This window comes from Sphingobium sp. SA2, assembly GCF_032227065.1.
GTDB lineage: Bacteria > Pseudomonadota > Alphaproteobacteria > Sphingomonadales > Sphingomonadaceae > Sphingobium.
On record NZ_JAPMXX010000006.1, the window covers coordinates 1,884,765 to 1,904,773 of the forward strand.

The 20,009-nt window shown below is 62.4% G+C and carries 18 protein-coding genes; 7 read left to right on the forward strand and 11 right to left on the reverse strand.

All coding sequences use genetic code 11. The features are described from left to right. Nucleotides 1-30: 30 nt before the first annotated feature. The 3 genes from wecC (at nt 31) to OVY48_RS16940 (ending at nt 4,226) form a co-directional block, all read left to right on the forward strand. The gene (gene wecC, locus OVY48_RS16930) at nt 31-1,326 is read left to right on the forward strand and encodes a UDP-N-acetyl-D-mannosamine dehydrogenase (protein ID WP_313923695.1); all 1,296 of its coding nucleotides are present in this window, start codon (nt 31-33) and stop codon (nt 1,324-1,326) included. 102 nt (nt 1,327-1,428) lie between these two features. Continuing rightward, on the forward strand, nt 1,429-2,136 hold the full coding sequence (locus OVY48_RS16935) for a polysaccharide biosynthesis/export family protein (protein ID WP_313923696.1): 708 nt from the start codon (nt 1,429-1,431) through the stop codon (nt 2,134-2,136). Next, nucleotides 2,136-4,226 carry a GumC family protein gene (locus tag OVY48_RS16940; RefSeq protein ID WP_409593706.1) on the forward strand — a complete coding sequence of 697 codons (2,091 nt, stop codon included), beginning with the start codon at nt 2,136-2,138 and terminating at the stop codon, nt 4,224-4,226. Before OVY48_RS16935 ends, OVY48_RS16940 begins: the two co-directional genes overlap by 1 nt. Before the next feature lie 112 nt (nt 4,227-4,338). Here the strand turns inward: OVY48_RS16940 and purQ are convergent, their stop codons facing one another. Together purQ and purS are read right to left on the reverse strand one after the other, a co-directional pair. Further along, nucleotides 4,339-5,013, reverse strand: a complete 675-nt coding sequence (gene purQ / locus OVY48_RS16945) for a phosphoribosylformylglycinamidine synthase subunit PurQ (protein WP_313923697.1) — start codon at nt 5,011-5,013, stop codon at nt 4,339-4,341. Between the two features lie 3 nt (nt 5,014-5,016). Continuing rightward, on the reverse strand, nt 5,017-5,250 hold the full coding sequence (purS, locus tag OVY48_RS16950; protein WP_313923698.1) for a phosphoribosylformylglycinamidine synthase subunit PurS: 234 nt from the start codon (nt 5,248-5,250) through the stop codon (nt 5,017-5,019). A 141-nt stretch (nt 5,251-5,391) separates the two neighbouring features. On the opposite strand from purS, the gene OVY48_RS16955 reads away from it, so the two are divergent. Continuing rightward, a complete protein-coding gene (locus OVY48_RS16955; protein WP_313923699.1) occupies nt 5,392-6,144 on the forward strand; it encodes a sulfite exporter TauE/SafE family protein in 753 nt (250 codons plus the stop codon). A gap of 93 nt (nt 6,145-6,237) precedes the next feature. On the opposite strand, the gene purC is transcribed toward OVY48_RS16955, so the two are convergent. The 5 genes from purC to otsB form a co-directional block, all read right to left on the reverse strand. Next, complete coding sequence (gene purC, locus OVY48_RS16960) at nt 6,238-7,026, reverse strand: phosphoribosylaminoimidazolesuccinocarboxamide synthase (protein ID WP_037477075.1); 789 nt, start codon at nt 7,024-7,026, stop codon at nt 6,238-6,240. 130 nt (nt 7,027-7,156) lie between these two features. Next, a complete protein-coding gene (locus OVY48_RS16965; protein WP_313923700.1) occupies nt 7,157-7,288 on the reverse strand; it encodes a hypothetical protein in 132 nt (43 codons plus the stop codon). A gap of 9 nt (nt 7,289-7,297) precedes the next feature. After that, nucleotides 7,298-8,704, reverse strand: coding sequence for an alpha,alpha-trehalose-phosphate synthase (UDP-forming) (gene otsA, locus OVY48_RS16970; protein ID WP_313923701.1), 1,407 nt, complete (start codon nt 8,702-8,704; stop codon nt 7,298-7,300). Next, nucleotides 8,701-10,506 carry a glycoside hydrolase family 15 protein gene (locus OVY48_RS16975; RefSeq protein ID WP_313923702.1) on the reverse strand — a complete coding sequence of 602 codons (1,806 nt, stop codon included), beginning with the start codon at nt 10,504-10,506 and terminating at the stop codon, nt 8,701-8,703. The genes otsA and OVY48_RS16975 overlap by 4 nt, the downstream gene beginning before the upstream one ends. A 66-nt stretch (nt 10,507-10,572) precedes the next feature. Continuing rightward, a complete protein-coding gene (gene otsB, locus OVY48_RS16980; protein ID WP_313924824.1) occupies nt 10,573-11,241 on the reverse strand; it encodes a trehalose-phosphatase in 669 nt (222 codons plus the stop codon). Nucleotides 11,242-11,490: 249 nt separating this feature from the next. Between otsB and OVY48_RS16985 the strand changes: the two genes are divergently transcribed. The 3 genes from OVY48_RS16985 (at nt 11,491) to OVY48_RS16995 (ending at nt 17,030) form a co-directional block, all read left to right on the forward strand. Next, entirely contained in the window at nt 11,491-12,837 is a 1,347-nt protein-coding gene (locus OVY48_RS16985; protein ID WP_313923703.1) for a hypothetical protein, read from the forward strand. A 54-nt stretch (nt 12,838-12,891) separates the two neighbouring features. Further along, the gene (gene parC / locus OVY48_RS16990; protein ID WP_313923704.1) at nt 12,892-15,213 is read left to right on the forward strand and encodes a DNA topoisomerase IV subunit A; all 2,322 of its coding nucleotides are present in this window, start codon (nt 12,892-12,894) and stop codon (nt 15,211-15,213) included. A gap of 68 nt (nt 15,214-15,281) precedes the next feature. Next, nucleotides 15,282-17,030, forward strand: a complete 1,749-nt coding sequence (locus OVY48_RS16995; RefSeq protein WP_313923705.1) for a bifunctional diguanylate cyclase/phosphodiesterase — start codon at nt 15,282-15,284, stop codon at nt 17,028-17,030. Here the strand turns inward: OVY48_RS16995 and OVY48_RS17000 are convergent. Genes OVY48_RS17000 through OVY48_RS17015 form a run of 4 tightly spaced genes read right to left on the reverse strand, consistent with a single transcriptional unit; the run spans nt 16,994 to nt 19,940 of the window. Next, the gene (locus tag OVY48_RS17000; protein ID WP_313923706.1) at nt 16,994-18,205 is read right to left on the reverse strand and encodes a CCA tRNA nucleotidyltransferase; all 1,212 of its coding nucleotides are present in this window, start codon (nt 18,203-18,205) and stop codon (nt 16,994-16,996) included. The two genes, OVY48_RS16995 and OVY48_RS17000, sit on opposite strands and share 37 nt — an antisense overlap. Then, nucleotides 18,186-18,797, reverse strand: coding sequence for a CoA pyrophosphatase (locus tag OVY48_RS17005; protein WP_313923707.1), 612 nt, complete (start codon nt 18,795-18,797; stop codon nt 18,186-18,188). The genes OVY48_RS17000 and OVY48_RS17005 overlap by 20 nt, the downstream gene beginning before the upstream one ends. Then, nucleotides 18,794-19,360, reverse strand: a complete 567-nt coding sequence (locus OVY48_RS17010; RefSeq protein ID WP_313923708.1) for a DUF1285 domain-containing protein — start codon at nt 19,358-19,360, stop codon at nt 18,794-18,796. Before OVY48_RS17010 ends, OVY48_RS17005 begins: the two co-directional genes overlap by 4 nt. Before the next feature lie 43 nt (nt 19,361-19,403). Next, complete coding sequence (locus OVY48_RS17015) at nt 19,404-19,940, reverse strand: N-acetyltransferase (protein ID WP_313923709.1); 537 nt, start codon at nt 19,938-19,940, stop codon at nt 19,404-19,406. Nucleotides 19,941-20,009: the final 69 nt, after the last annotated feature.

Sequence of the window (20,009 nt, forward strand, 5' to 3'; positions counted from 1 at the left end):
AGATCATCGCCGTAAAAGGACTGCCGCTTCATGCCCGTCGACACCAAGCAGAAGGTTTCCGTCATTGGCCTTGGCTATATTGGCTTGCCGACCGCTGCACTGATTGCGCGCGGGGGCTGCCAGGTGGTGGGCGTTGATGTGTCCGCCCATGTGGTGGAGACGGTCAATTCGGGCCGGGTGCATATCGAGGAAGTCGATCTCGACGGGCTGGTGCAGGGCGTCGTGGCGCGCGGCAATCTGCGCGCGTCGCTGACCGTCGAGGAAAGCGATGTCTTCATCATCGCGGTGCCGACGCCCGTGTCGGAAGACCATGCGCCCGACATCAGCTATGTCCTGCAAGCGGCCCGCACCATCGCGCCGGTGTTGAAGGCGGGCGACACGGTCATTCTGGAATCGACATCCCCCGTCGGCACGACCGAGGCGATGCGCGACGTGATCGGCGACATGCGACCGGACCTCAAAATGCCGGGCCGGGGCGTGCAGGGCGACATCGCCATTGCCTATTGCCCGGAACGAGTCTTGCCCGGCCGCATCCTCGTCGAACTGATCGACAATGATCGCTGCATCGGCGGCATAACCCCACGCTGCGCGCGCAAGGCGCTGGGCTTTTATCGCCAGTTCGTGCGCGGCGCCTGCATCACCACGACCGCGCGTGCGGCCGAAATGGTCAAGCTCGTCGAAAACAGCTTCCGTGACGTGAATATCGCCTTCGCCAACGAATTGTCGGTCATCGCCGAGAATATGGACATTGACGTGTGGGAGGTGATCCGTCTCGCCAACCGCCATCCGCGCGTCAATATCCTCTCGCCTGGTCCCGGCGTCGGTGGCCATTGCATCGCGGTTGACCCCTGGTTCATCGTCCATAGCGACCCGGAAAATGCGCGCATCATCCGCACCGCGCGCGAAGTGAATGACGGCAAGACCGACTATGTGGTCGCGAAGGCATCCGACATGATCGACGCCTTCGCGCATGAAGATGTCGCCTGCTTGGGCTTGGCCTTCAAGGCGAATATCGATGATTTCCGCGAAAGCCCGGCGGTGAAGGTCGCGGCCCGGCTCGCGCGTCGCTATGGTCGTCGCATCAAGCTGGTCGAACCCTATGCCCAGGCATTGCCGATGGAATTTGCCGGGACCGGCGCGGAATTGATGGATCTCGATACGGCTCTGGAACAATGCGGCGTCTTCGTCATTCTTGTCGATCATGACATGTTCAAATCGGTTCCCGTCGACGAGCGCGCCGACAAGGCGGTCTATGACACGCGCGGTATCTGGTCGGATCAACCGCGCCGGATCGCGGAGCCTGCGCCGGGACGCATGGCGCTCTAAGCGCCGGGAGCCATCCTCGGTCCGTCCCGCCTTTGGTTGCCATGTCCCTGTCGCGTCGTTAACCCCCGGTTTCAATTGGGGCATGACGGGGTGGCAGCGCCTATGACGCGCACGAACAGCATCAAAAATGCGATCGCGACACTGGCGGCCTGCGGGCTGGTCGGGGGCTGCGCGACCGTGGAGGATGCGCCGCGCGGAGATGCGGCCTATGCCATTGTCACGGCACCGCCCGAAGTCGGTATCGATTATCGCATCGCGCCCGACGATGTGCTGCGCATCCAGGTCTATCATGAGCCCGGTTTGTCGCTGGAAGATGCGCAGGTCAGTGCGAGCGGCATGGTCCGCATGCCGCTGATCGGCGATGTCCCTGTGGCAGGGCTGTCCGCCGGGGACGCGGCCGACGCGATCGCCGGACGGTTGGGCGAACGCTATCTGGTGTCGCCGCAGGTCACCTTGTTCGTGAAGAAGGCGGTGGGCCGTCGCGTCACGCTTGACGGCGAAGTCCGCGAACCGGGCCTTTATCCACTCGAAGGACGATTGACGCTGAGCCAAGCGGTGGCGCTGGGCAAAGGGCCGACCCGGCTCGCCAGCCTTTCGCAAATCGTCGTGATCCGGCAGATCGAAGGCGAGCGGCAGGCCGCGATGTTCGACCTCGGTGCCATCCGCAAGGGCGAAGCGCCCGATCCTGAAATTCTGCCGGGCGATAGCATCATCATCGGCCTGTCGCGGGCCAAGGCGATCATTGGCGGCGGCCTGATCGCGCTGCCCGCTCTGGCAACGGGCTTCATTGCACTGGATGGGGGGCGATGATGACACCGATCTTGACCGATCGCGATCTGGACGCGACGCCGGGCCATGGCCGCGCCGCGCGGATGACGGCTGCGGCCCGGCGGGGATGGCTCGTGCTACGCCGCCATCGGGTCATATTGTTCGTAACGATGGCGCTGTGCCTGCTGGCAGCGGTGCTGGCCATCCTGATGTCGACGCCGGATTATCGCGCGACGGCCTCGGTCGAGGTCGAGGATGTGCCGGCCGGGGCTGCAGGCGCAGGCACCACGCCGCGCGCGGCGACCGACAATATCGACGCGATGATGCAGACCGAACTCGAAGTGCTGCGCAGTCGTGCGCTGGCGGAGGCGGTGGCCCAGGATCTGGCGCTGGTCGGCACGCCGACCTTTTTGAAGGGCATGGGGCACAGACGTCCGACCGGCGGCACCGGGAGCCTGAGCCAGCGCCAGGTCGAGCAGGAGCAGGTGGTGGCGTTGCTGCGCGACAATCTGGAAGTCGAACTACCCGGCAAGTCGCGCGTGTTGCGCATCAGCTTCGTCAGCGCCGACCCGGTGCTGTCGGCGCGGGTCGCCAACAGCTATGCCGACAATCTGATCCGGGCTGATCTCAAGCGCGGGTTCGAATCCGGTGTGCAGGCTCGACGTTTCCTGCTGGGCGAACTGGATGGCGCACGCCGCGATCTGTCGCGGGCGGAACGGGAACTGGCGGTCTATGCTGCCCGATTGGGGATGGAGCCGGGCAAGGATGCACCGCCGTCCGAAGATAGCATCACCACCCGGCTGGCGCAGCTCAATGCTTTTCGCGCGCAGGCGCTGGCGGACCGGATCGCCGCGCAAAAGACATGGGAGGGCGCAAGGCGCGCCAGCGTCGAGACGCTGCCCGAAGTGTTGAATAATGGTGCGATGCAGACCTTGATGGCGGAGCGGGCACAGGCGCGCGCGGCCCTGGTCGAAGAACGGCAGTTCCGCAAGGACGCCCATCCCGAAATGCGCGAAGCCCGCGCACGCCTCGCCGCGCTGGACGATCAGGCACAGGAAATGGCCAACCGCATCCGTGCCTCGCTCAAGGAACGCTATGATGTCGCCGTCCATGGCGAAACCCAGATCACCGCCGAAATCGCGGATCTGGAGCGGCAGGGACAGGCGGCGCAAGGGCGCGACGTGCAACTGGGCATCTATGAACGCTCGGTCGATACCTATCGGATGCTGCATGACAGTTTGCTCCAGCGCTATCGCGACATGGCATCGCAGGCGGGGTTTCAGGCAGGGCGCATTCAGCCACTCGATCGCGCCGCCATTCCGACCAAGCCCTTTTCGCCGCGCATCGGCGTGACCTTGTTGCTCGCGGCGATCGGCGGCATTCTTCTTGGACTGCTGTTGGTGGCAGCGCGTCACATATTCGATGACGCGGTAACGTCAGCGGATACGCTGGCCGAGCGGGTCGGGCTGCCTTTGCTGGGTTCAGTGCCCGTAACAGGCGACAATCCGCAGCCGCCGGAGATTTTCGCGCCGATCGCCTCGTCGCTGCTGTTGGCATCGGCGGCTGGTTTGCCACGATCGATCCTGGTCACCAGCGCGCAGGAAGGGGAGGGCAAGTCGCTGACGCTCCATGCGCTGGCACTGGCTTTGGGGCGGATGGGCAAGCGCGTGCTGGTGATCGACGGCGACATGCGCCGCCCGGTCCAGCACAGCCTGTTCCGCGTTACGCCCGCACGCGGCATCAGCGAAGTGCTGACCGGGCAGGCAAGTGCGCAGGAGTCGATCATCGACAGCGGCGTGCCGGGCGTGTTCCTGTTGCCTTGCGGTGCGGTGCCGCCCAATCCAGCCGAGTTGCTGGCGACCCCGGCGCTGGACGCCCTGTTGGATTCGGTCCGCGATGCCTATGATACGGTGCTAATAGACGCACCCCCGATCCTGGGGCTGGGCGACACGCCTCTGCTCGCCGCGCGGGTGCAGGCGAGCTTGCTCGTGGTCGAATGGGGCCGCAACCATCATGGCGGCCTGCGCGCCGCCGTTGAGCGACTGCGCCAGGCTGGCGGCACGCTGATCGGTGCAATCCTGACCAAGCAGCAAGGTCGCATGATGGAATATGATTATCACCGGGGCGGGTAGCATTCTCCCACATCCGTTCGGCCTGAGCTTGTCGAAGGCCCTTACTGCTCAATAAAAAAGCGCCGTCCCGATGGGAGGCGCTTTTTCTTTACGTCGCAGCGTAATGAGCGGGTCAGGCCCGCGCCATCAACCCTTCGACCAGCCCCTCGAACAGGCGCTTGCCGTCGGTCGCGCCATGGGCTGGTTCGATCACCCGTTCGGGGTGGGGCATCATGCCCAGAACATTGCCCTTGTCGTTCAATATGCCCGCGATGTTCCGCGCGGAACCGTTCACGCTTTCCGCATAACGCAGCGCAACCCGACCTTCGCCTTCCAGCCGGTCGAGCGTCGCGTCATCGGCGAAATAATTGCCGTCATGATGGGCGACGGGATAGGCAATGCGCTCGCCCGCCGCATAGCGGCTGGTGAAGGCGCTCTGCGCATTCTCCACCGTCAACGCGACGTCGCGGCACACGAAATGCCCACCGGCATTGCGCAGCAGCGCACCGGGCAGCAGCCCGCTTTCGGTCAGCACCTGGAACCCATTGCAAATGCCCAGCACGAATGCGCCGCGATCGGCTACCTGTGCCACTGCCTGCATGACCGGCGAGCGCGCCGCCATCGCCCCGGAGCGCAGATAGTCGCCATAGGAAAAGCCGCCGGGCACGCCGATCAGGTCGATATCGTCGGGCAATTCCGTGTCACGATGCCACACCATGACTGGCTTGGCACCCGTAGCCGCCTCGAACGCCACCGCCAGGTCGCGGTCGCAATTGCTGCCGGGAAAGACGATGACCGCGCTCTTCATGGCTCAGGCGACCTTTTCGATGCGGTAGTTTTCGATCACCGTATTGGCCAGCAGCTTGCGGCACATGGCGTCGATATCCTCTTCGCTGGTGCCGTCGGCCAGGTCGAGTTCGATCAGCTTGCCCGCACGCACGTCATTGACGCCGTCGAACCCCAGGCCTTCAAGCGCATGATGGATCGCACGGCCCTGCGGATCGAGCACACCGCCCTTGAGGGTGACGAAGATACGGGCTTTCATGAAGGGCGAACTCCTTGGGATCGACTTTGCGGTCCCCTAGTCCCGGTACAGCGGGGAGGCAAGCCATTATCCCGGCGGATAGCGTGGCGACAGCGGCAAAAGTCATTTTGCAAGAGGCGGCATTTTGCCTAAGCGACGGGCATGAACCCCGAAATATCCTATTATGTCTTTGCCATCATCGCGGTCATCCTCGCGGGCCTTGCCAAGGGCGGCTTTGCCGGGGTGGGTGCGCTTGCCATGCCGGTGATGGCGCTTGGCGTCGATCCGGTGCGCGGTGCGGCGATCCTCCTGCCCATATTGATCCTGCAGGATGCGGTGAGCGTCTGGGTGTATCGGCGCAGCTGGGACGGGGCTATCCTCAAGGTCATGTTGCCGGGGGCGGCGATCGGCATCCTGCTTGGCTGGTTTTTTGCGACCCGCGTGTCGGAAACCGCCGTCCTCGGCGTGCTGGGCGCGATATCGATACTGTTCGGTTTGCAGCGCTTGTGGGTGGAACGGGGCAATGCCGTGGTGCTGCCCTCCAATTCCCCCGGATGGGTCGGCGTCCTGTTCGGCATCGCCAGCGGCTTCACCAGCCAGATCGCCCATGCCGGGTCGCCGCCGTTCCAGATGTGGGTGCTGCCCAAGCGGCTGCCGCGCGATATGCTGGTCGGGACGACGGCTTTGGCCTTTGCCGCGATGAACTGGATGAAGATGCCCACCTATGCCGCGCTGGGGCAGTTTACCCGCGCGAACCTTATGGCGACCGCCATGCTGGTGCCGGTCGCGGTCGTCTCGACGCTGGCCGGGGTGGCGCTGGTGCGGCGGGTGGATCCGGCGCGCTTTTACACGCTGATTTATGGATTGATGGTGTTGCTGGGCATCAAGCTGGTGGCTGACGCCCTGACGGCCTGACCATCCATCCGTTCGTTTCGAGCGAAGTCGAGAAACGTCCGAATAACGCTTCCCGCTTCTCGACTATGCTCGTAGCGAACGGCGGAAGAAGGGTCAGCCCTCTTCCTTCTCCCGCTTCTTGCGATGGGTGTCGAGGTCGAGGACGGTGGTGTCCAGTCCTTCGGGCAGCAGGCCCAATCGACGCGCGACTTCCTGATAGGCTTCGACTTCGCCGCCCAGGTCGCGACGGAAGCGATCCTTGTCCAGCTTCTCGTTGGTCACCATGTCCCACAGGCGGCAGCCATCGGGGCTGATCTCGTCGGCCAGGATGACGCGGCTATAATCGCCGTCATACAAGCGACCGAACTCCAGCTTGAAGTCCACCAGGCGGATGCCGATGCCCGCGAACAGCCCGCACATGAAATCGTTGATGCGGATCGCCATGTCGGCAATGTCGTGCATCTCTTCCTGCGTCGCCCAGCCAAAGCAGGCGATATGCTCTTCGGAAATCAGCGGGTCGCCCAGCGCATCATCCTTGTAGCAATATTCGATCAGGGTGCGCGGCAATTGCGTGCCTTCTTCGATCCCCAGCTTCTTGCTGAGCGATCCGGCGGCGACATTGCGCACCACGACTTCGATCGGCACGATTTCGACCTGGCGCACCAACTGCTCACGCATGTTGAGGCGGCGGATGAAATGGGTCGGCACGCCGATCTGGCCGAGCAGGGTGAAGATATGCTCGGAAATCCGGTTGTTCAGCACGCCCTTGCCGGAAATCGTGCCCTTCTTCTGGGCATTGAAGGCGGTGGCGTCATCCTTGAAATATTGGATGATCGTGCCAGGCTCAGGGCCTTCGTAAAGGATCTTTGCCTTGCCTTCGTAGATCTGGCGGCGACGGGCCATGCGCGTTCCTGTCTGGTCAAAAATACTGCGCCCCGACAATCGCGAATCGATAAGGATCAGCGGGTGCCGGGGCTGCTTGGGCCTCGCCCATAGAGCAAAGCGCGCGAGCGTGCAATTGTGCGCCCCTGCGCTACAGCACGTCGCCGAACATCGCCCATAACAAACCAAACCATGCGATCATGCCGACCGTCGCGATGACGACACCCGATCTGGCCTGCAAAGCGGCCACAAAGCTGTTGGGTTCATCGTCATCCTGGGTCATGCACCGGGATTAGCCTTCCGCCGGCTCCGGCTCAACCCGCGCCGTGTCCCGATCGACCGCCATCAGCCGTTCGGTAAAGGATTGCCGCCACCAGCTGATATCCTGCTGTTCCACGCTGTCCATCATCGCGCGCCAGCGCCGCTCGCGCTCGTCGAGCGGCATGGCAAGCGCGCGGTTGATCGCGTCGGACATTTCTTCCGGGCTGTAAGGGTTGATGAGCAGTGCGTCCTTGAGCTGCAACGCCGCCCCCGCAAAGCGCGAGAGGATCAGTACGCCGGGATCTTCCGGGTCTTGCGCCGCGACATATTCCTTGGCGACCAGGTTCATGCCATCGCGCAGCGGCGTCACCAGCCCGATCTTCGCAGCGCGATAGATGCCCGCCAGCTTGTCGCGCGGATAGCCTTGATTGACGTAGCGGATCGGCGTCCAGTCCACATCGCTATATTCGCCATTGAGCCGCCCGGCGAGCGAATCGAGGGTGGCGCGAATCTGCTGGTAACTCTCCACGTCGCCGCGCGAAGGCGGTGCGACCTGGGTCAGCAGCACCTTGCGATGATGTTCGGGATGGTCCTTGAGGAAGCGGGCATAGCCGTTGAAACGCTCTTCCAGCCCCTTGCTATAGTCCAGCCGATCGACACCGACGATCATGGCGCGATCCTGCAGCGACGCGCGCAGGCGATCGCCCATGTCGCGTGCGGCTTTGCTGACGGCGGCTTCGGCAAATTCCTTGGCATTGATCCCGATCGGGCAGGCCACCGCCTGGATGGTGCGATCGCCCACGGTGACGAAATCACCCTCGACCCGGCCGCCCATTTCCTTTTCGACATAATGGCGGAAGGATTCGAGCCATTCCTCGGTATGGAAACCCACCACATCATAAGCGAACAGGCTGGACACCAGCTTGCTATGATGCGGCAGCGAGACCAGCAGGCGCGTCGGCGGCCAGGGAATGTGGAGAAAGAAGCCCATCCGGTTGCGATGACCGCGATCACGCAACATCTGGCCCAGCGGGATCATGTGATAATCATGAACCCAGATGATGTCTTCGGGTTCGATCAGCGGGGCCGCGGTATCGGCAAAGCGCTGATTGACGCGGTTATAGCCGCCCTCGAAATCGCGGGCATATTCGGCTAGGTCGATGCGGAAATGAAAGAGCGGCCACAGCGTCTTGTTCGCATAGCCGTTATAATATTCGTCGATATCCTGTTCTTCCAGGTCGATCGTCGCGGTCTTGACCCCGTCATCCTCGGCAAAGCCGATATGCCCCGTGAAATGATCGGTCACTTCCCCCGACCAGCCGATCCAGGTGCCCCGGCTCTCGCGCAAGGCTTCAGCGAGCGCGACCGCGAGGCCACCCTGATTGCCGGCCTTGGACGGGCGCGACACGCGGTTGGAAATGACTATCAGGCGGCTCATCGCATCATGCTCCACGGTTTGCTCAGCAGGACGGCGCAGTTGATGATGCCGACCAACGAGTAGGTCTGGGGATAGTTGCCCCATAATTCCCCGGTTACAGGGTCGATATCCTCCGACAGCAGCCCGGCGGCGGTGCGCCGGGTCAACATCTCCTCGAACAGGGTGCGGGCTTCCTCCTGTCGTCCACTGCGATGCAGCGCTTCGATCAACCAGAAGGTGCAGACATTGAAGGCCGTGACCGGCTCACCGAAATCATCGGGTGCGCTGTATCGCAGCATATCATTGCCCCGGCGCAGGTCCGCCTCCAGCGCCGCGAGCGTCCCCTGAAACATCGGATCGTCCGCCGTCAGGAAACGCAGGTCCAGCAATTGCAACAGCGAGGCGTCGCGCGAATCGTCCTCGAAATTGGCGGAGATGGCGTTGCTGTCGCTGCGCCAGGCGGCGTCGAGAATATGGGCCTTCATCGTCTCGGCCCGATTCTGCCAGAGACCGGCGCGGACCGGCAAGTCGAGCGCCGTGGCGGCGTGCGCCAACCGATCGCAGGCCGCCCAGCACATGACCGCACTATAGCTGTGGACATGGGCGCGCGTGCGCAATTCCCACAAACCCGCGTCTGGCTTGTCATAGACCGCCCAGGCCCGTTCACCCACGGCTTCCAGCGCCTCGAAATCGGCGTGGCCTGCCATACGGAGCAGACGCTGGTCGATGAAGCCCTGCACCGAGGACAGCACGATCTGGCCATAGGCGTCATGCTGGACCTGTTCATAGGCGGCATTGCCGACCCGCACCGGCCCCATGCCGCGATAGCCCGGCAGGCTTTGTGCCTCCCATTCGGTCAGGGTCGCATTGCCGCGCACATCGTAGAGCGGCTGAATATGCCCACCTTTCGCATCATCGACGATATTGCGCAGATAGACGAGATAGCTTTCCAGCACGTCGAGCGCGCCCAGGCGGTTCAGCGCCTCGACGGTGTAATAGGCGTCGCGCACCCAGCAATAGCGATAGTCCCAGTTCCGGCCGCTATCGGCATGTTCGGGGATCGATGTCGTGAGCGCAGCGACGATCGCGCCGGTTTCCTCATGTTGGCATAGCTTGAGCGTAATGGCCGAGCGAATGACGGCTTCCTGCCATTCGGGCGGAATAGCGAGGCCACGGACCCATAGCCGCCATTCCTCAATCGTATCTTCCAGCATCCGTTCGATCGCTGGACGCAGGGCGTCGGAAAATCCCTCATCCGGCCCCATGAAGAAATGCATGTCCTGTTCCAGCCGGAACCAGCTTTCCTGCGCGATCAGGCCGATGGGGGCGTTGGTCGATACCCGCATCGCCATATAGGACAGCACCATGCGGATATGGTTGGAGCCGTAATTGATCGGCACCGGCTCGTTATTCCAGTTAGTGGTCGGGCGCAGGCGCACGCGAATGCGGGGGCTTCCGGCTACCGGACGAACAATCCTGATGAACGCCACCGGGCGATACATTCGCCCCTTATGCTTGTGGCGCGGGCAGAAATCGAAAATCTCGATCGCATTGCCCTGCGCGTCGGCCTGGCGGGTGACGAGTATGGGGGTGTTTCGCAGATAGGATTGCTCGACCGAGACGCAATCTTCCAGTTCGATCGCCCAAAAGCCGCGCGCTTGCGGATCGTCCCAATCCTTGTCGTCCAGCAGCGCGGAAAAGACCGGGTCGCCATCGACGCGGGGGACGCAGCCCCAGACCATCCGGCCCTTCCGGTCGATCAGGGCAGACGCCTGACAATTGCCGATTGGCCAGAGATCGAGCGAACGCGCCGCTCCGGCCATGAAAGTCTCGCTGGAATTTAGGATCGTTCTGCCCCCTTGCTGTCTGGTCGCACAGGCGCACCCCGATCAGTCTGACCGGGCGGCCCCCTCGGCGAGATAATGCCTGACATCGGCAACCTGTTCCAGAGAGAAGGTCGCTAATGTGTGTCGCGGCGGCCCGACCAGGATGCCCGAACCACCATGATCGACGGCAGCGGCAAAGCCTTCCTCGTCGGTCACATCATCGCCGATGAAGACGGGTCTACCACCTTTCATTGGTGCTTCGCGCATCAATTGTGTGACGGCGCTCCCTTTGTCGGCCCCACCAGGTCGCAGTTCGAACAGCATCTTGCCCCGCTGGACGGACAAGCCATGTTGTGTCGCCAAGGCATCGGCCAGGTCGCCCGCCGCCTGCTGCCAATCGGGCGCGCCGCGAAAATGCAACCCGACGCTGATCGATTTGCGCTCCACCAGCACGCCGACCTTATCCTGCGCAAAGACCTGAAATGACTCTTCTACCGCGTCGATTGCCGCGAGGCGCGGCGGGGCGTCGGCCGCTTCGCCAGGACGCGCAAATTCCAGGCCATGCGTGCCCGCCAGCAGGAAATCGCCAAAGCCCAGATCCCGTAGCGTCGCGATCGACCGACCGCTGACGATCGCCAGCCGCCCGTCCAGCCGCGCCCGCAATCGGTGCAGCATCGGCAGGAGGTCATCGCCCAGCACGACCCCATCGGGCGTGTCCGCAATCGGGGTCAGCGTCCCGTCGAAATCGAGGAAGAGCGCGGCGCCAGAGAGTAAGGCGGGTGGCGGGGAGGTCGGTGATCAGCACGGGAGCAAAATGGCGTCTGTGCGCGAAACCGCAACCCTTGTTTTGTGCAGATTGCAGGGTTTCCGCAGACCCTAAGGGAAGCCTCCTGCTCACGCAAAAGCCAATAACAATTGTAACGTGAAGCAAAGTCTGAAATCATCTTGATTCAGGTAGGAATGAGATGACGTTGGAGCCTCATGATTGTCGATAAAACTGGCAGAACGACAAATATCGAGGATGATGCCGTTCGGCCCAAGCTGGTGATGCATGCAGGTCCCGGAAAAACAGGGACGAGCGCCATTCAAAAGTGGCTGAAGGATAGCAGATATCTTCTGCAACATGATGGATATCATTATCCAGAACCATCGATTCCGGGGAAATTTTCAGGCAATGCCAGTGAACTTATTCAAATTTTGCTGAGACCCTCAAATTTGTTAAATACTGATTTGCGGCCAGAATTGGACCAGATACTGGCGCTTTATCGTGACGACTTGGCCCGAAATAGTTGCAGAACGCTGATCCTGTCCAACGAACTATTTTCATCGGTCAGCGAAAACAGGCTTCACCTGTTAAAGGAACGGATTGCCCCATTATTTGAGATGGATGTAATTCTCGTCGCTCGTGAACCTTATGGATGGCTGTGGTCGGCATGGGGGCAATGCGTCAAACGATTGGGTGAGGCCGACTCATTCATTCCATTTCTGGAGCGAGCCATTGGTTTCTACGAACGAGCCTATACGACAGTGCTGGATATATTTGATCCGGTAACACTCATTCCTTATAGTCGCGACGCTTTGCTGTTCGACATGGCAAAGGCAATGGGCCTTGATCCCGTTCTTTACCAGACGAGAGCGGCCTCGGTACAAACCGTCAATCGGTCGATGACCGCCGATGAGCTTGAAATTCTTCGCCGAATTAACAGTATCAATGGAAATCCCGGCGTTAGCCAGCGAATTTCGGACTATCTGATCGAGCAATCCCCTGATGCAGCAACCGAAATGGTGATCGATCCAGACGCTATATCGTTGATAGAAAAGTGCTGCGGGCCGGTATTGATGCGATTGAGAAAATCCTTGCCGGATTTCGATATGCCACGTGCGGCCACTATTCCCAAGGAGCGCAACGGGCCGATTGCAATTGGACTAGATGTGATGGAACATATCGCCGCGGTCATTCAATCCGATGACGGTGCGCGCAATCATTTGGTTCGATTGCAACAAATGCTGTCTTCGGAAATTCCGCAATCGGGGTACGGCGATCTCATCCCCCCGGATTTCGATCCCGCCATTTATTTGCTCCTCAATCAGGATGTGCTTAATGCTGGTGTCGATCCGACGGACCATTTCGTATCATATGGTAAAGCTCATAGTCGCCCCTACAAGCGGCCAGGCTTGGGTCAGGTGCCATCACATTTGTCTGATGGCGAGCCGGACATCATGCCGGAAGCGACTAAAGAGTTGCCAGCCTTCAGTAGGGAGCGCGTTATTCCGCTACCGGAGCGTTGGAATGAGGTCATGCAACATTTTGCGAGACGCCCTTGGTAAAGCAATCGGCAATCCCCGTTTGCCAAGCGGCGCAGCCCTGCTATTCCCGCCGCAATGACCGATTTTCGCGATCCCTTCGACAGCATCAAGGACCATCCGTTCGACGCGGCGCTGTCGCAACGCTATCTCGTCTATGCGCTGTCCACCATCACCGCGCGATCCTTGCCCGACCTGCGCGATGGGTTGAAGCCGGTCCATCGTCGGCTGCTCTGGGCCATGCGGCTGCTCAAGATGGAGCCGGGCGGCGCATCGCCCGATGTGCTGGTCGCCAATCCGGCACGCAATACGACCAGTTACAAGAAATGCGCCCGTGTCGTCGGCGACGTCATCGGCAAATATCACCCCCATGGCGACACATCGGTCTATGACGCCATGGTGCGGCTGGCGCAGGATTTTTCGCTGCGCACGCCCTTGGTCGATGGGCAGGGCAATTTCGGCAATATCGACGGCGATAATGCCGCCGCCATGCGCTATACCGAAGCGCGCCTGACCCAGGCGGCCGCCGATCTGATGGCGGGGCTGGACGAAGGCACGGTCGACTATCGCGCTACCTATAATGGCGAGGATGAAGAGCCGGAGGTTTTTCCCGGCCTGTTCCCCAATCTGCTCGCCAACGGGGCCAGCGGCATTGCGGTCGGCATGGCCACCAGCATCCCGCCGCACAATGTCGCCGAACTGATCGACGCCGCCAATCTGCTGATCGATAATCCCGATACCGATCATGCCAGGCTGATGCAGGTGGTGAAGGGGCCGGACTTCCCGACCGGCGGAGTCGTTGTGGAAAGCGCAGCGAGCATCGCGGAATCCTATGCCACCGGCCGCGGTTCGTTCCGCACGCGGGCACGGTTCGTCGGTCGCTTGGTCGATGGCAAATGGGAGGTCGTGCCGGAGAAGTTGTCCAACGGCACTTGGCAACTGGTGATCGACCAGATCCCCTATCAAGTGCAAAAGTCCAAGTTGATCGAGCAGATCGCTGCGCTGATCAACGACCGCAAACTGCCGATCCTGGCCGATGTGCGCGACGAGAGCGACACGGAAATCCGCATCGTCATCGAACCGCGCGCCCGCACGGTCGATCCGCAGATGTTGATGGACAGCCTGTTCCGCCTGACCGACCTGGAAAACCGCTTTTCGCTCAACCTCAACGTGCTGGACGCCACGCATACGCCGCGCGTCATGGGGCTAAAATCCGTGCTGGTCGAATGGCTCAAGCATCAGATCGAGGTGCTGGTCCGGCGCGCCCAGCATCGACTGGAAAAGATCGCCGCCCGGCTCGACCTGCTCGACGGCTATATCATCGCCTATCTCAACCTCGATCGGGTGATCGCCATCATCCGTACCGAGGATGAGCCCAAGCCCGTGATGATCGCCGAGTTCGCGCTCAATGACCGGCAGGCCGAAGCCATCCTCAACATGCGGCTGCGCAGCCTGCGCAAGCTGGAGGAGATGGAATTGCGGCGCGAACATGCCGAGTTGGTCAAGGAAAAGGACGAGTTGGAGAAGCTGGTCGGCGACACCGGCCTGCAGCGCAAGCGCCTGAAGCGCGACCTGGCGGCATTGCGCAAACGCTATGGGCCAGAGACCGATCTGGGCCGCCGCCGCACGCTGGTCGAAGAAGCCGCCCCGGCCCGCGAAATCCCGCTCGAAGCAATGATCGAGCGCGAGCCGATCACGGTGATCCTGTCGGAGCGCGGCTGGATACGCGCGATGAGCGGCCATCGCGATCTGGCGGCGGCTGATACGCTCAAGTTCAAGGAAGGCGATGGCCCGCATTATGCGTTCCACGCCTATACGACCGACAAACTGCTGCTGGCGACCAGCACCGGCCGCATTTACACGCTGGGGTCCGACAAACTGCCGGGTGGCCGCGGCTTTGGCGATCCGGTGCGGTCGCTGGTCGATATGGACAATGAAGGGACAATCGTCGCCTTCATGCCCGCCCGGACCAGCAAGGAATTATTGCTCGCCTCGTCCGATGGGCGGGGCTTCATCGCGGCGGCCAGCGATATCATTGCCGAAACGCGCAAGGGCAAGCAGGTCGTGAACATTCGCGCAGGCGCAAAACTGGCCATCGTCCACCCCATCGCTCCGCAAGCGGACAGCGTAGCGATCATAGGGGAGAACCGCAAATTGCTGGTCTTCGCGCTGGACGAGATGCCGAAGATGGCGCGGGGGCAGGGCGTACAGCTACAGCGCTATCGCGATGGCGGGCTGTCCGATGCGATCGCCTTCCGCCTGGCCGACGGGTTGAGTTGGACGATGGGCGGCGACAGCGGTCGGACGCGCACCGAATCGGACATGACCCCCTGGAAGGTCGCGCGGGGCGCGGCCGGACGGATGCCGCCGACCGGATTTCCCCGTGACAATCGCTTTTAATGTCTGATTTATCCAAAGAGCGACCAGACGTTTCCTGAAAATTTACCGGTTCCCGATATCGCGGGGCCATGGAATCCATTGCGGCGTGCAATTGGCCAGTGAAAAGGTCCAGCGAAGATCCCCTCGGCGGGGGGGATGCTGCACAGGTCGATCAGATGGTCGCCAGCCGCCAATGGTTGGCAGCCTTGCCACAGCCGTCCGCCATCTTATCTGTGCAGGATGATGACGACATCGTCGTGCTGGAGGCCAACGCCGCGTTCACCGAGGCCTTCCGATCGCGTGGACTATCGCACATCATGGAACAGGTCGCTACCGAATGGCGCGATCGAGTCAAAAGTTTCATAAGGTCGGATCGACCCTGCGATAGCTTCGAACTGCGGCGCGACGGCGCGTTGGGGCCGGAATATTTCATGTGTACGATCGGGCGACTCCCCTCCGATGGTCCACCCCATTTTCTCTTCACGGCGATCGATCGCACCAGCGACCGGACGATGGAGAAGAATCTGCGCCGCGAGCTTCTGTCGGATGGCTTGACGGCGCTCCCCAACCGGACCGGGTTCGGTGAAGAGATTGACGATCGGCTCAGTAACAGCGTCTGGCCGGACAATGCCCAATTTGGCATCATTGCAATCGATCTCAGTCGTTTCAGCCGTGTCAATGAATCGCTCGGCCCGATGGCGGGCGACGAACTGCTGATCACGGTCGCCAAGCGCCTGAAATCCAGCCTCCGCCAAGGTGATGTGCTGGCACGCATCGGCGGCAATGATTTTGCTATTTTTGCGCGTCTTAACAATGGTCTATCAGACGCTTTGCATATCGTGCAGAGGATCAGAGAAGCGCTCAGCTCCCCGATTCGGCTAAGCGATCTGCAGATCCGGGTGGACTGTGCCATTGGGTGCGCCCTGTCGATCGACCTGGACGATGATCCGGACGATGTGGTGCGCAAGGCACAAGCGGCAGTCAAGATCGCCAAGCGCAGCGGCAAGGTCGAAATCTATCGCAACGGCGTATTGAAGGAAGCGCAACGGCGCTTTTCGATCGAGAGCCGGTTGCGCGAAGCGCTGGCCCATGGTGGCCTGACGCTGGCCTATCAGCCGCTCATCCATCTCCAGACCGGCGAAATCACCGGTTTCGAAGCGTTGGCGCGCTGGCACGACCCCGAATTGGGGCATGTCCCGCCAGTCGAATTCATTGCCGTCGCCGAGGAAAGCGGCCTGATCACGTCGCTTGGCCGCTGGGCCGCCTATGAAGCGGCACAGGCGCTATCACGCTGGGACGTGCGTTATGGCCAGCCCTTGCCGGTCGGCGTCAACGTCAACCTCTCGCCCATTCAGATGGCGCGCGATGATGTCGCCTCGATGTTCGAGGAAGCGTTGCGCTATTCGGGCGTCGCGGGCAGCCGATTGACGGCGGAACTGACCGAAAGCGCGATCATCGCCGACCCTGACAAGGCGCGCAAACTCTTGTTCGCGCTCAAGGATTTGCAGATGCCGATCGCGATGGACGATTTCGGCACCGGCTTTTCCAACCTCGCCAGCTTGCACAGCCTGCCGATCGATATTCTCAAGATCGACCGCAGTTTCGTGTCGTCCATGGCGGAGGATCGCGACAAGGCGGTCATCGTCCGCACCATCCTGTCGCTGGCCGAATCGCTTAACCTCAAGGTCACGGCCGAGGGTATCGAGACGCAGGAACTGGCGCTCGCCTTGCAGCAGATGGGCTGCTGGCAGGGGCAGGGCTATTATTTCGCCAAGCCGATGAACGAGGCGGATGCCTTCGATTATTGGCGCGCGCGTTGGAATTTCGAAACCGTCTGATCGGCGATCAGGCCGACGCGCGTCGCATCGGGAAAACCCTCTTCCACCCAGATTTTCTGCACCTCGTGCAAGGCCTTGGCGACATCCGGGCCGGGCGGCAGGCCGCGCGCGATCAGCGCACCGCCGCTGATCGGCAATGTCGGCGGCGTCCATCCGTCAAGCGAAACGAGCGCCGACAAGGGCCGGTCGACATCAAGCAAGAGCCGGTCGATCGCGCTTTCCATTCCCACTCGGTAGGCCAAGGCACGCGGCGCTTCATCCGCAGGGCCTGGTTCGACCGCCAGCGCCAGCCGCTTGCGCGCCTTGTTCGACAGTTTGAGCCGGGCGCCGATCTGATCCACGGCAGCCGGGTCAGGCGGTAACAGGGCGGCCAGTCGCCGGAGCGCCGAGGGTGGCGTCTCCGAAGCCGCCTCGCGCGCCATCACCGTCTCGACCCGGTCGATGCCTGCCATATCGACTTCGGGCAGAACCGCCCGCAATATGCCGCCATCTACCATCAGCCGCAGCGCGCGGAGAGGCGCGGCAACCGCCAGCAATTTGATCAACTCATCGGCAATGCGTTCGCGCGACAAAGCCATCAGGCTGTTGGCAGCAACGCGGCAGGCGGCATAGGCGTCATCGTCCACCACATCGCCGCCATAGCGGGCGAGAAAACGGAAATAGCGCAGGATGCGCAGATGATCCTCGGCAATGCGCGCCTCGGCGTCCCCTATGAAGCGCAGGCGTCGCGCCTCCAGATCGGCGACACCGCCGAAGAAATCCGTGACCTCCCGGCTCAACGGATCGGCATAGAGCGCATTGATGGTGAAATCGCGCCGCGCCGCATCTTCGCGCCAGTCGTCGGTATAGGCGATGGTCGCCCGGCGGCCGTCGGTGCTGACGTCCCGCCGCAGCGTCGTGATCTCCACCGGCCAGCCCGACAGGACGGCCGTGATGGTGCCATGGTCGATGCCGGTCGGCACCGCCTTGATCCCCGCCGCCTTCAGCCGATCAACCACATCATGCGGATCGAGCGTGGTGGCTATGTCCAGATCGTTGACCGCAAGCCCGAGCAACCCGTCGCGCACCGCCCCGCCGACGAAGCGTGCCTGCCCCTGGGCCGCACCCAGCGCGTCGAGGAGGCCGTCGAGGCCCGGCCGGTGTCGCCACTCGGCGTCAGGCAGCAGGATGGTCATGGCCGAGCCTGCGCGAGAGGTTGGCGAGAATGGCAGCCGTCACGCCCCAGATGCGACGCTCCTGCCATATAATCTCATAATAATGCCGCATAACCCCATCAAATTCCACAACATGGCGGGTACGGTTGGCAGGGTCCAGGGCATAGGCCAGCGGCAGTTCGAACCAGTCGGCAACCTCACTCTCCTGCGCCCGTAAAGGCAGGTCGGGCGGCACCACCGCCAGCACCGGGACGATGTCGAAACCCGTGAAGGTATGATAGCGATCCGATGTGCCGATGACCTGCGGCACATGGCGCGGCAGGCCGATTTCCTCCTCCGCCTCGCGCAACGCGCCGGCAATCTCGTCCGCATCCTCGGCATCCACGCGGCCGCCCGGAAAAGCGATTTGTCCCGCATGTTTGCGCAACGCTGCCGACCGCTGCGTCAGGATCAGGCCCGGCTCGCGCCGGTCGGTGACCGCCACAAGCACCGCCGCCGGGGCTAGCGCAAGCGTCCCGTCGATGCGCGGATCGCGCGTGTCCGACAACAGTATATCCGTTTCGCGCTGATGCCCTTCCCGAAGCGCGGCGCGCAACCGCTCCGCCAGCGTCATGCGGTCCCATCCAGCGGAAAGAAGCGGCCATGGCTCCACAGGCCGACCCGATCGCCCGCTTCCTCCAGCGCCATGTTCATCATCTCATAATAGACGCTGCGGTTGATCAACGCTTCCAGCCCGCCCCGAACATGGAGATAGGGATGGGGACCATCGCCCGTTTCGCGCACGACCAGTTGATGGTCCGGCCCCGCTGCGATAAGGTCGCCCGTGTTGAGGCGGAAGGCGAGCGCACGGTCCCGCCCTTCGCCTTCGCTCTTCAATTCGACGGCGACGAACGGCGCATCTTCCACCAGTATGTCGAGCTTCTCGACCGGCGTGACCAGCACATAGCTGCCGTCCGGTTCCCGGCGCAGGATCGTGGAAAACAGCCGCACCATCGCTTCTCGCCCGATCGGCGACCCCTGATGAAACCAGGTGCCATCGCGCGCGATCCGCATCTCGCTGTCGCCGCAATGGGCGGGATTCCATTGCTCAACCGGCGGCAGGCGCTTTTCATCGGCCAGCCGGGCAATATCGGCCAGGGACAGGGTGGCGAGGTCGGGGAGGGGCTCCATGGGCATGGGATCGAGATAGGCACGGCCTTGCCCGAAGGCAAAGGGGTAATCAGGCCGCGACCGCGATTCTGGGGCCAAGCATCCCGATACCGCCCACGGCACGGCCATCGACCGACAAAGCCAGCAGGCGGCGCGGTTCGAACGGGCCGGGCGCGTCCCATCCGCCGGTGCCCTGCGCATCAAAGCCCCAGAATCGGCCATAATATTCCGGGTCGCCGATCATCATCAGCGGCTCGCTGCGCCGGGCGCGGGCGGCATCGATCACGGCGTCCATCATCGCGCGGCCATGGCCGCCCTTCTGATGGGCGGGATCGACCGCGACCGGGCCAATCATGATGAGCGGCATCTGCGTGCCATCCGCCTGCGTCAGCGCGACGGGCCAGCTTTGCAGCGATCCGATCAGCGCTCCGTCAGCGTCCAGCGTGGCGACGGACAAGTCGGCCAGCCAGGGCATCCCATCCCTGATCCGATACGCCGTGCGACCATGGCGATCCGGTCCGAAGGCGGCATCCAGCAGCGCCTCGATCGCCATGACAGGCTGACTATTCAAGGGAACAATCTGAGACACGTCTTGCCGATCCGCCATCAATGGCGCATGGACCGCGCCGGAAGCGGCGGGCTTTAGCGCTCGCGTCGCAAAATGAAAGACTAAAGA

What these genes read in the sequence shown, in the direction of transcription:
- wecC (WP_313923695.1), top strand. Translation starts at nt 31, where the DNA reads ATGCCCGTCGACACCAAGCAGAAGGTTTCCGTCATTGGCCTTGGCTAT.
- OVY48_RS16935 (WP_313923696.1), top strand. Translation starts at nt 1,429, where the DNA reads ATGACGCGCACGAACAGCATCAAAAATGCGATCGCGACACTGGCGGCC.
- OVY48_RS16940 (WP_409593706.1), top strand. Translation starts at nt 2,136, where the DNA reads ATGACACCGATCTTGACCGATCGCGATCTGGACGCGACGCCGGGCCAT.
- purQ (WP_313923697.1), bottom strand. Translation starts at nt 5,013, where the DNA reads ATGAAGAGCGCGGTCATCGTCTTTCCCGGCAGCAATTGCGACCGCGAC.
- purS (WP_313923698.1), bottom strand. Translation starts at nt 5,250, where the DNA reads ATGAAAGCCCGTATCTTCGTCACCCTCAAGGGCGGTGTGCTCGATCCG.
- OVY48_RS16955 (WP_313923699.1), top strand. Translation starts at nt 5,392, where the DNA reads ATGAACCCCGAAATATCCTATTATGTCTTTGCCATCATCGCGGTCATC.
- purC (WP_037477075.1), bottom strand. Translation starts at nt 7,026, where the DNA reads ATGGCCCGTCGCCGCCAGATCTACGAAGGCAAGGCAAAGATCCTTTAC.
- OVY48_RS16965 (WP_313923700.1), bottom strand. Translation starts at nt 7,288, where the DNA reads ATGACCCAGGATGACGATGAACCCAACAGCTTTGTGGCCGCTTTGCAG.
- otsA (WP_313923701.1), bottom strand. Translation starts at nt 8,704, where the DNA reads ATGAGCCGCCTGATAGTCATTTCCAACCGCGTGTCGCGCCCGTCCAAG.
- OVY48_RS16975 (WP_313923702.1), bottom strand. Translation starts at nt 10,506, where the DNA reads ATGGCCGGAGCGGCGCGTTCGCTCGATCTCTGGCCAATCGGCAATTGT.
- OVY48_RS16985 (WP_313923703.1), top strand. Translation starts at nt 11,491, where the DNA reads ATGATTGTCGATAAAACTGGCAGAACGACAAATATCGAGGATGATGCC.
- parC (WP_313923704.1), top strand. Translation starts at nt 12,892, where the DNA reads ATGACCGATTTTCGCGATCCCTTCGACAGCATCAAGGACCATCCGTTC.
- OVY48_RS16995 (WP_313923705.1), top strand. Translation starts at nt 15,282, where the DNA reads ATGGAATCCATTGCGGCGTGCAATTGGCCAGTGAAAAGGTCCAGCGAA.
- OVY48_RS17000 (WP_313923706.1), bottom strand. Translation starts at nt 18,205, where the DNA reads ATGACCATCCTGCTGCCTGACGCCGAGTGGCGACACCGGCCGGGCCTC.
- OVY48_RS17005 (WP_313923707.1), bottom strand. Translation starts at nt 18,797, where the DNA reads ATGACGCTGGCGGAGCGGTTGCGCGCCGCGCTTCGGGAAGGGCATCAG.
- OVY48_RS17010 (WP_313923708.1), bottom strand. Translation starts at nt 19,360, where the DNA reads ATGCCCATGGAGCCCCTCCCCGACCTCGCCACCCTGTCCCTGGCCGAT.
- OVY48_RS17015 (WP_313923709.1), bottom strand. Translation starts at nt 19,940, where the DNA reads ATGGCGGATCGGCAAGACGTGTCTCAGATTGTTCCCTTGAATAGTCAG.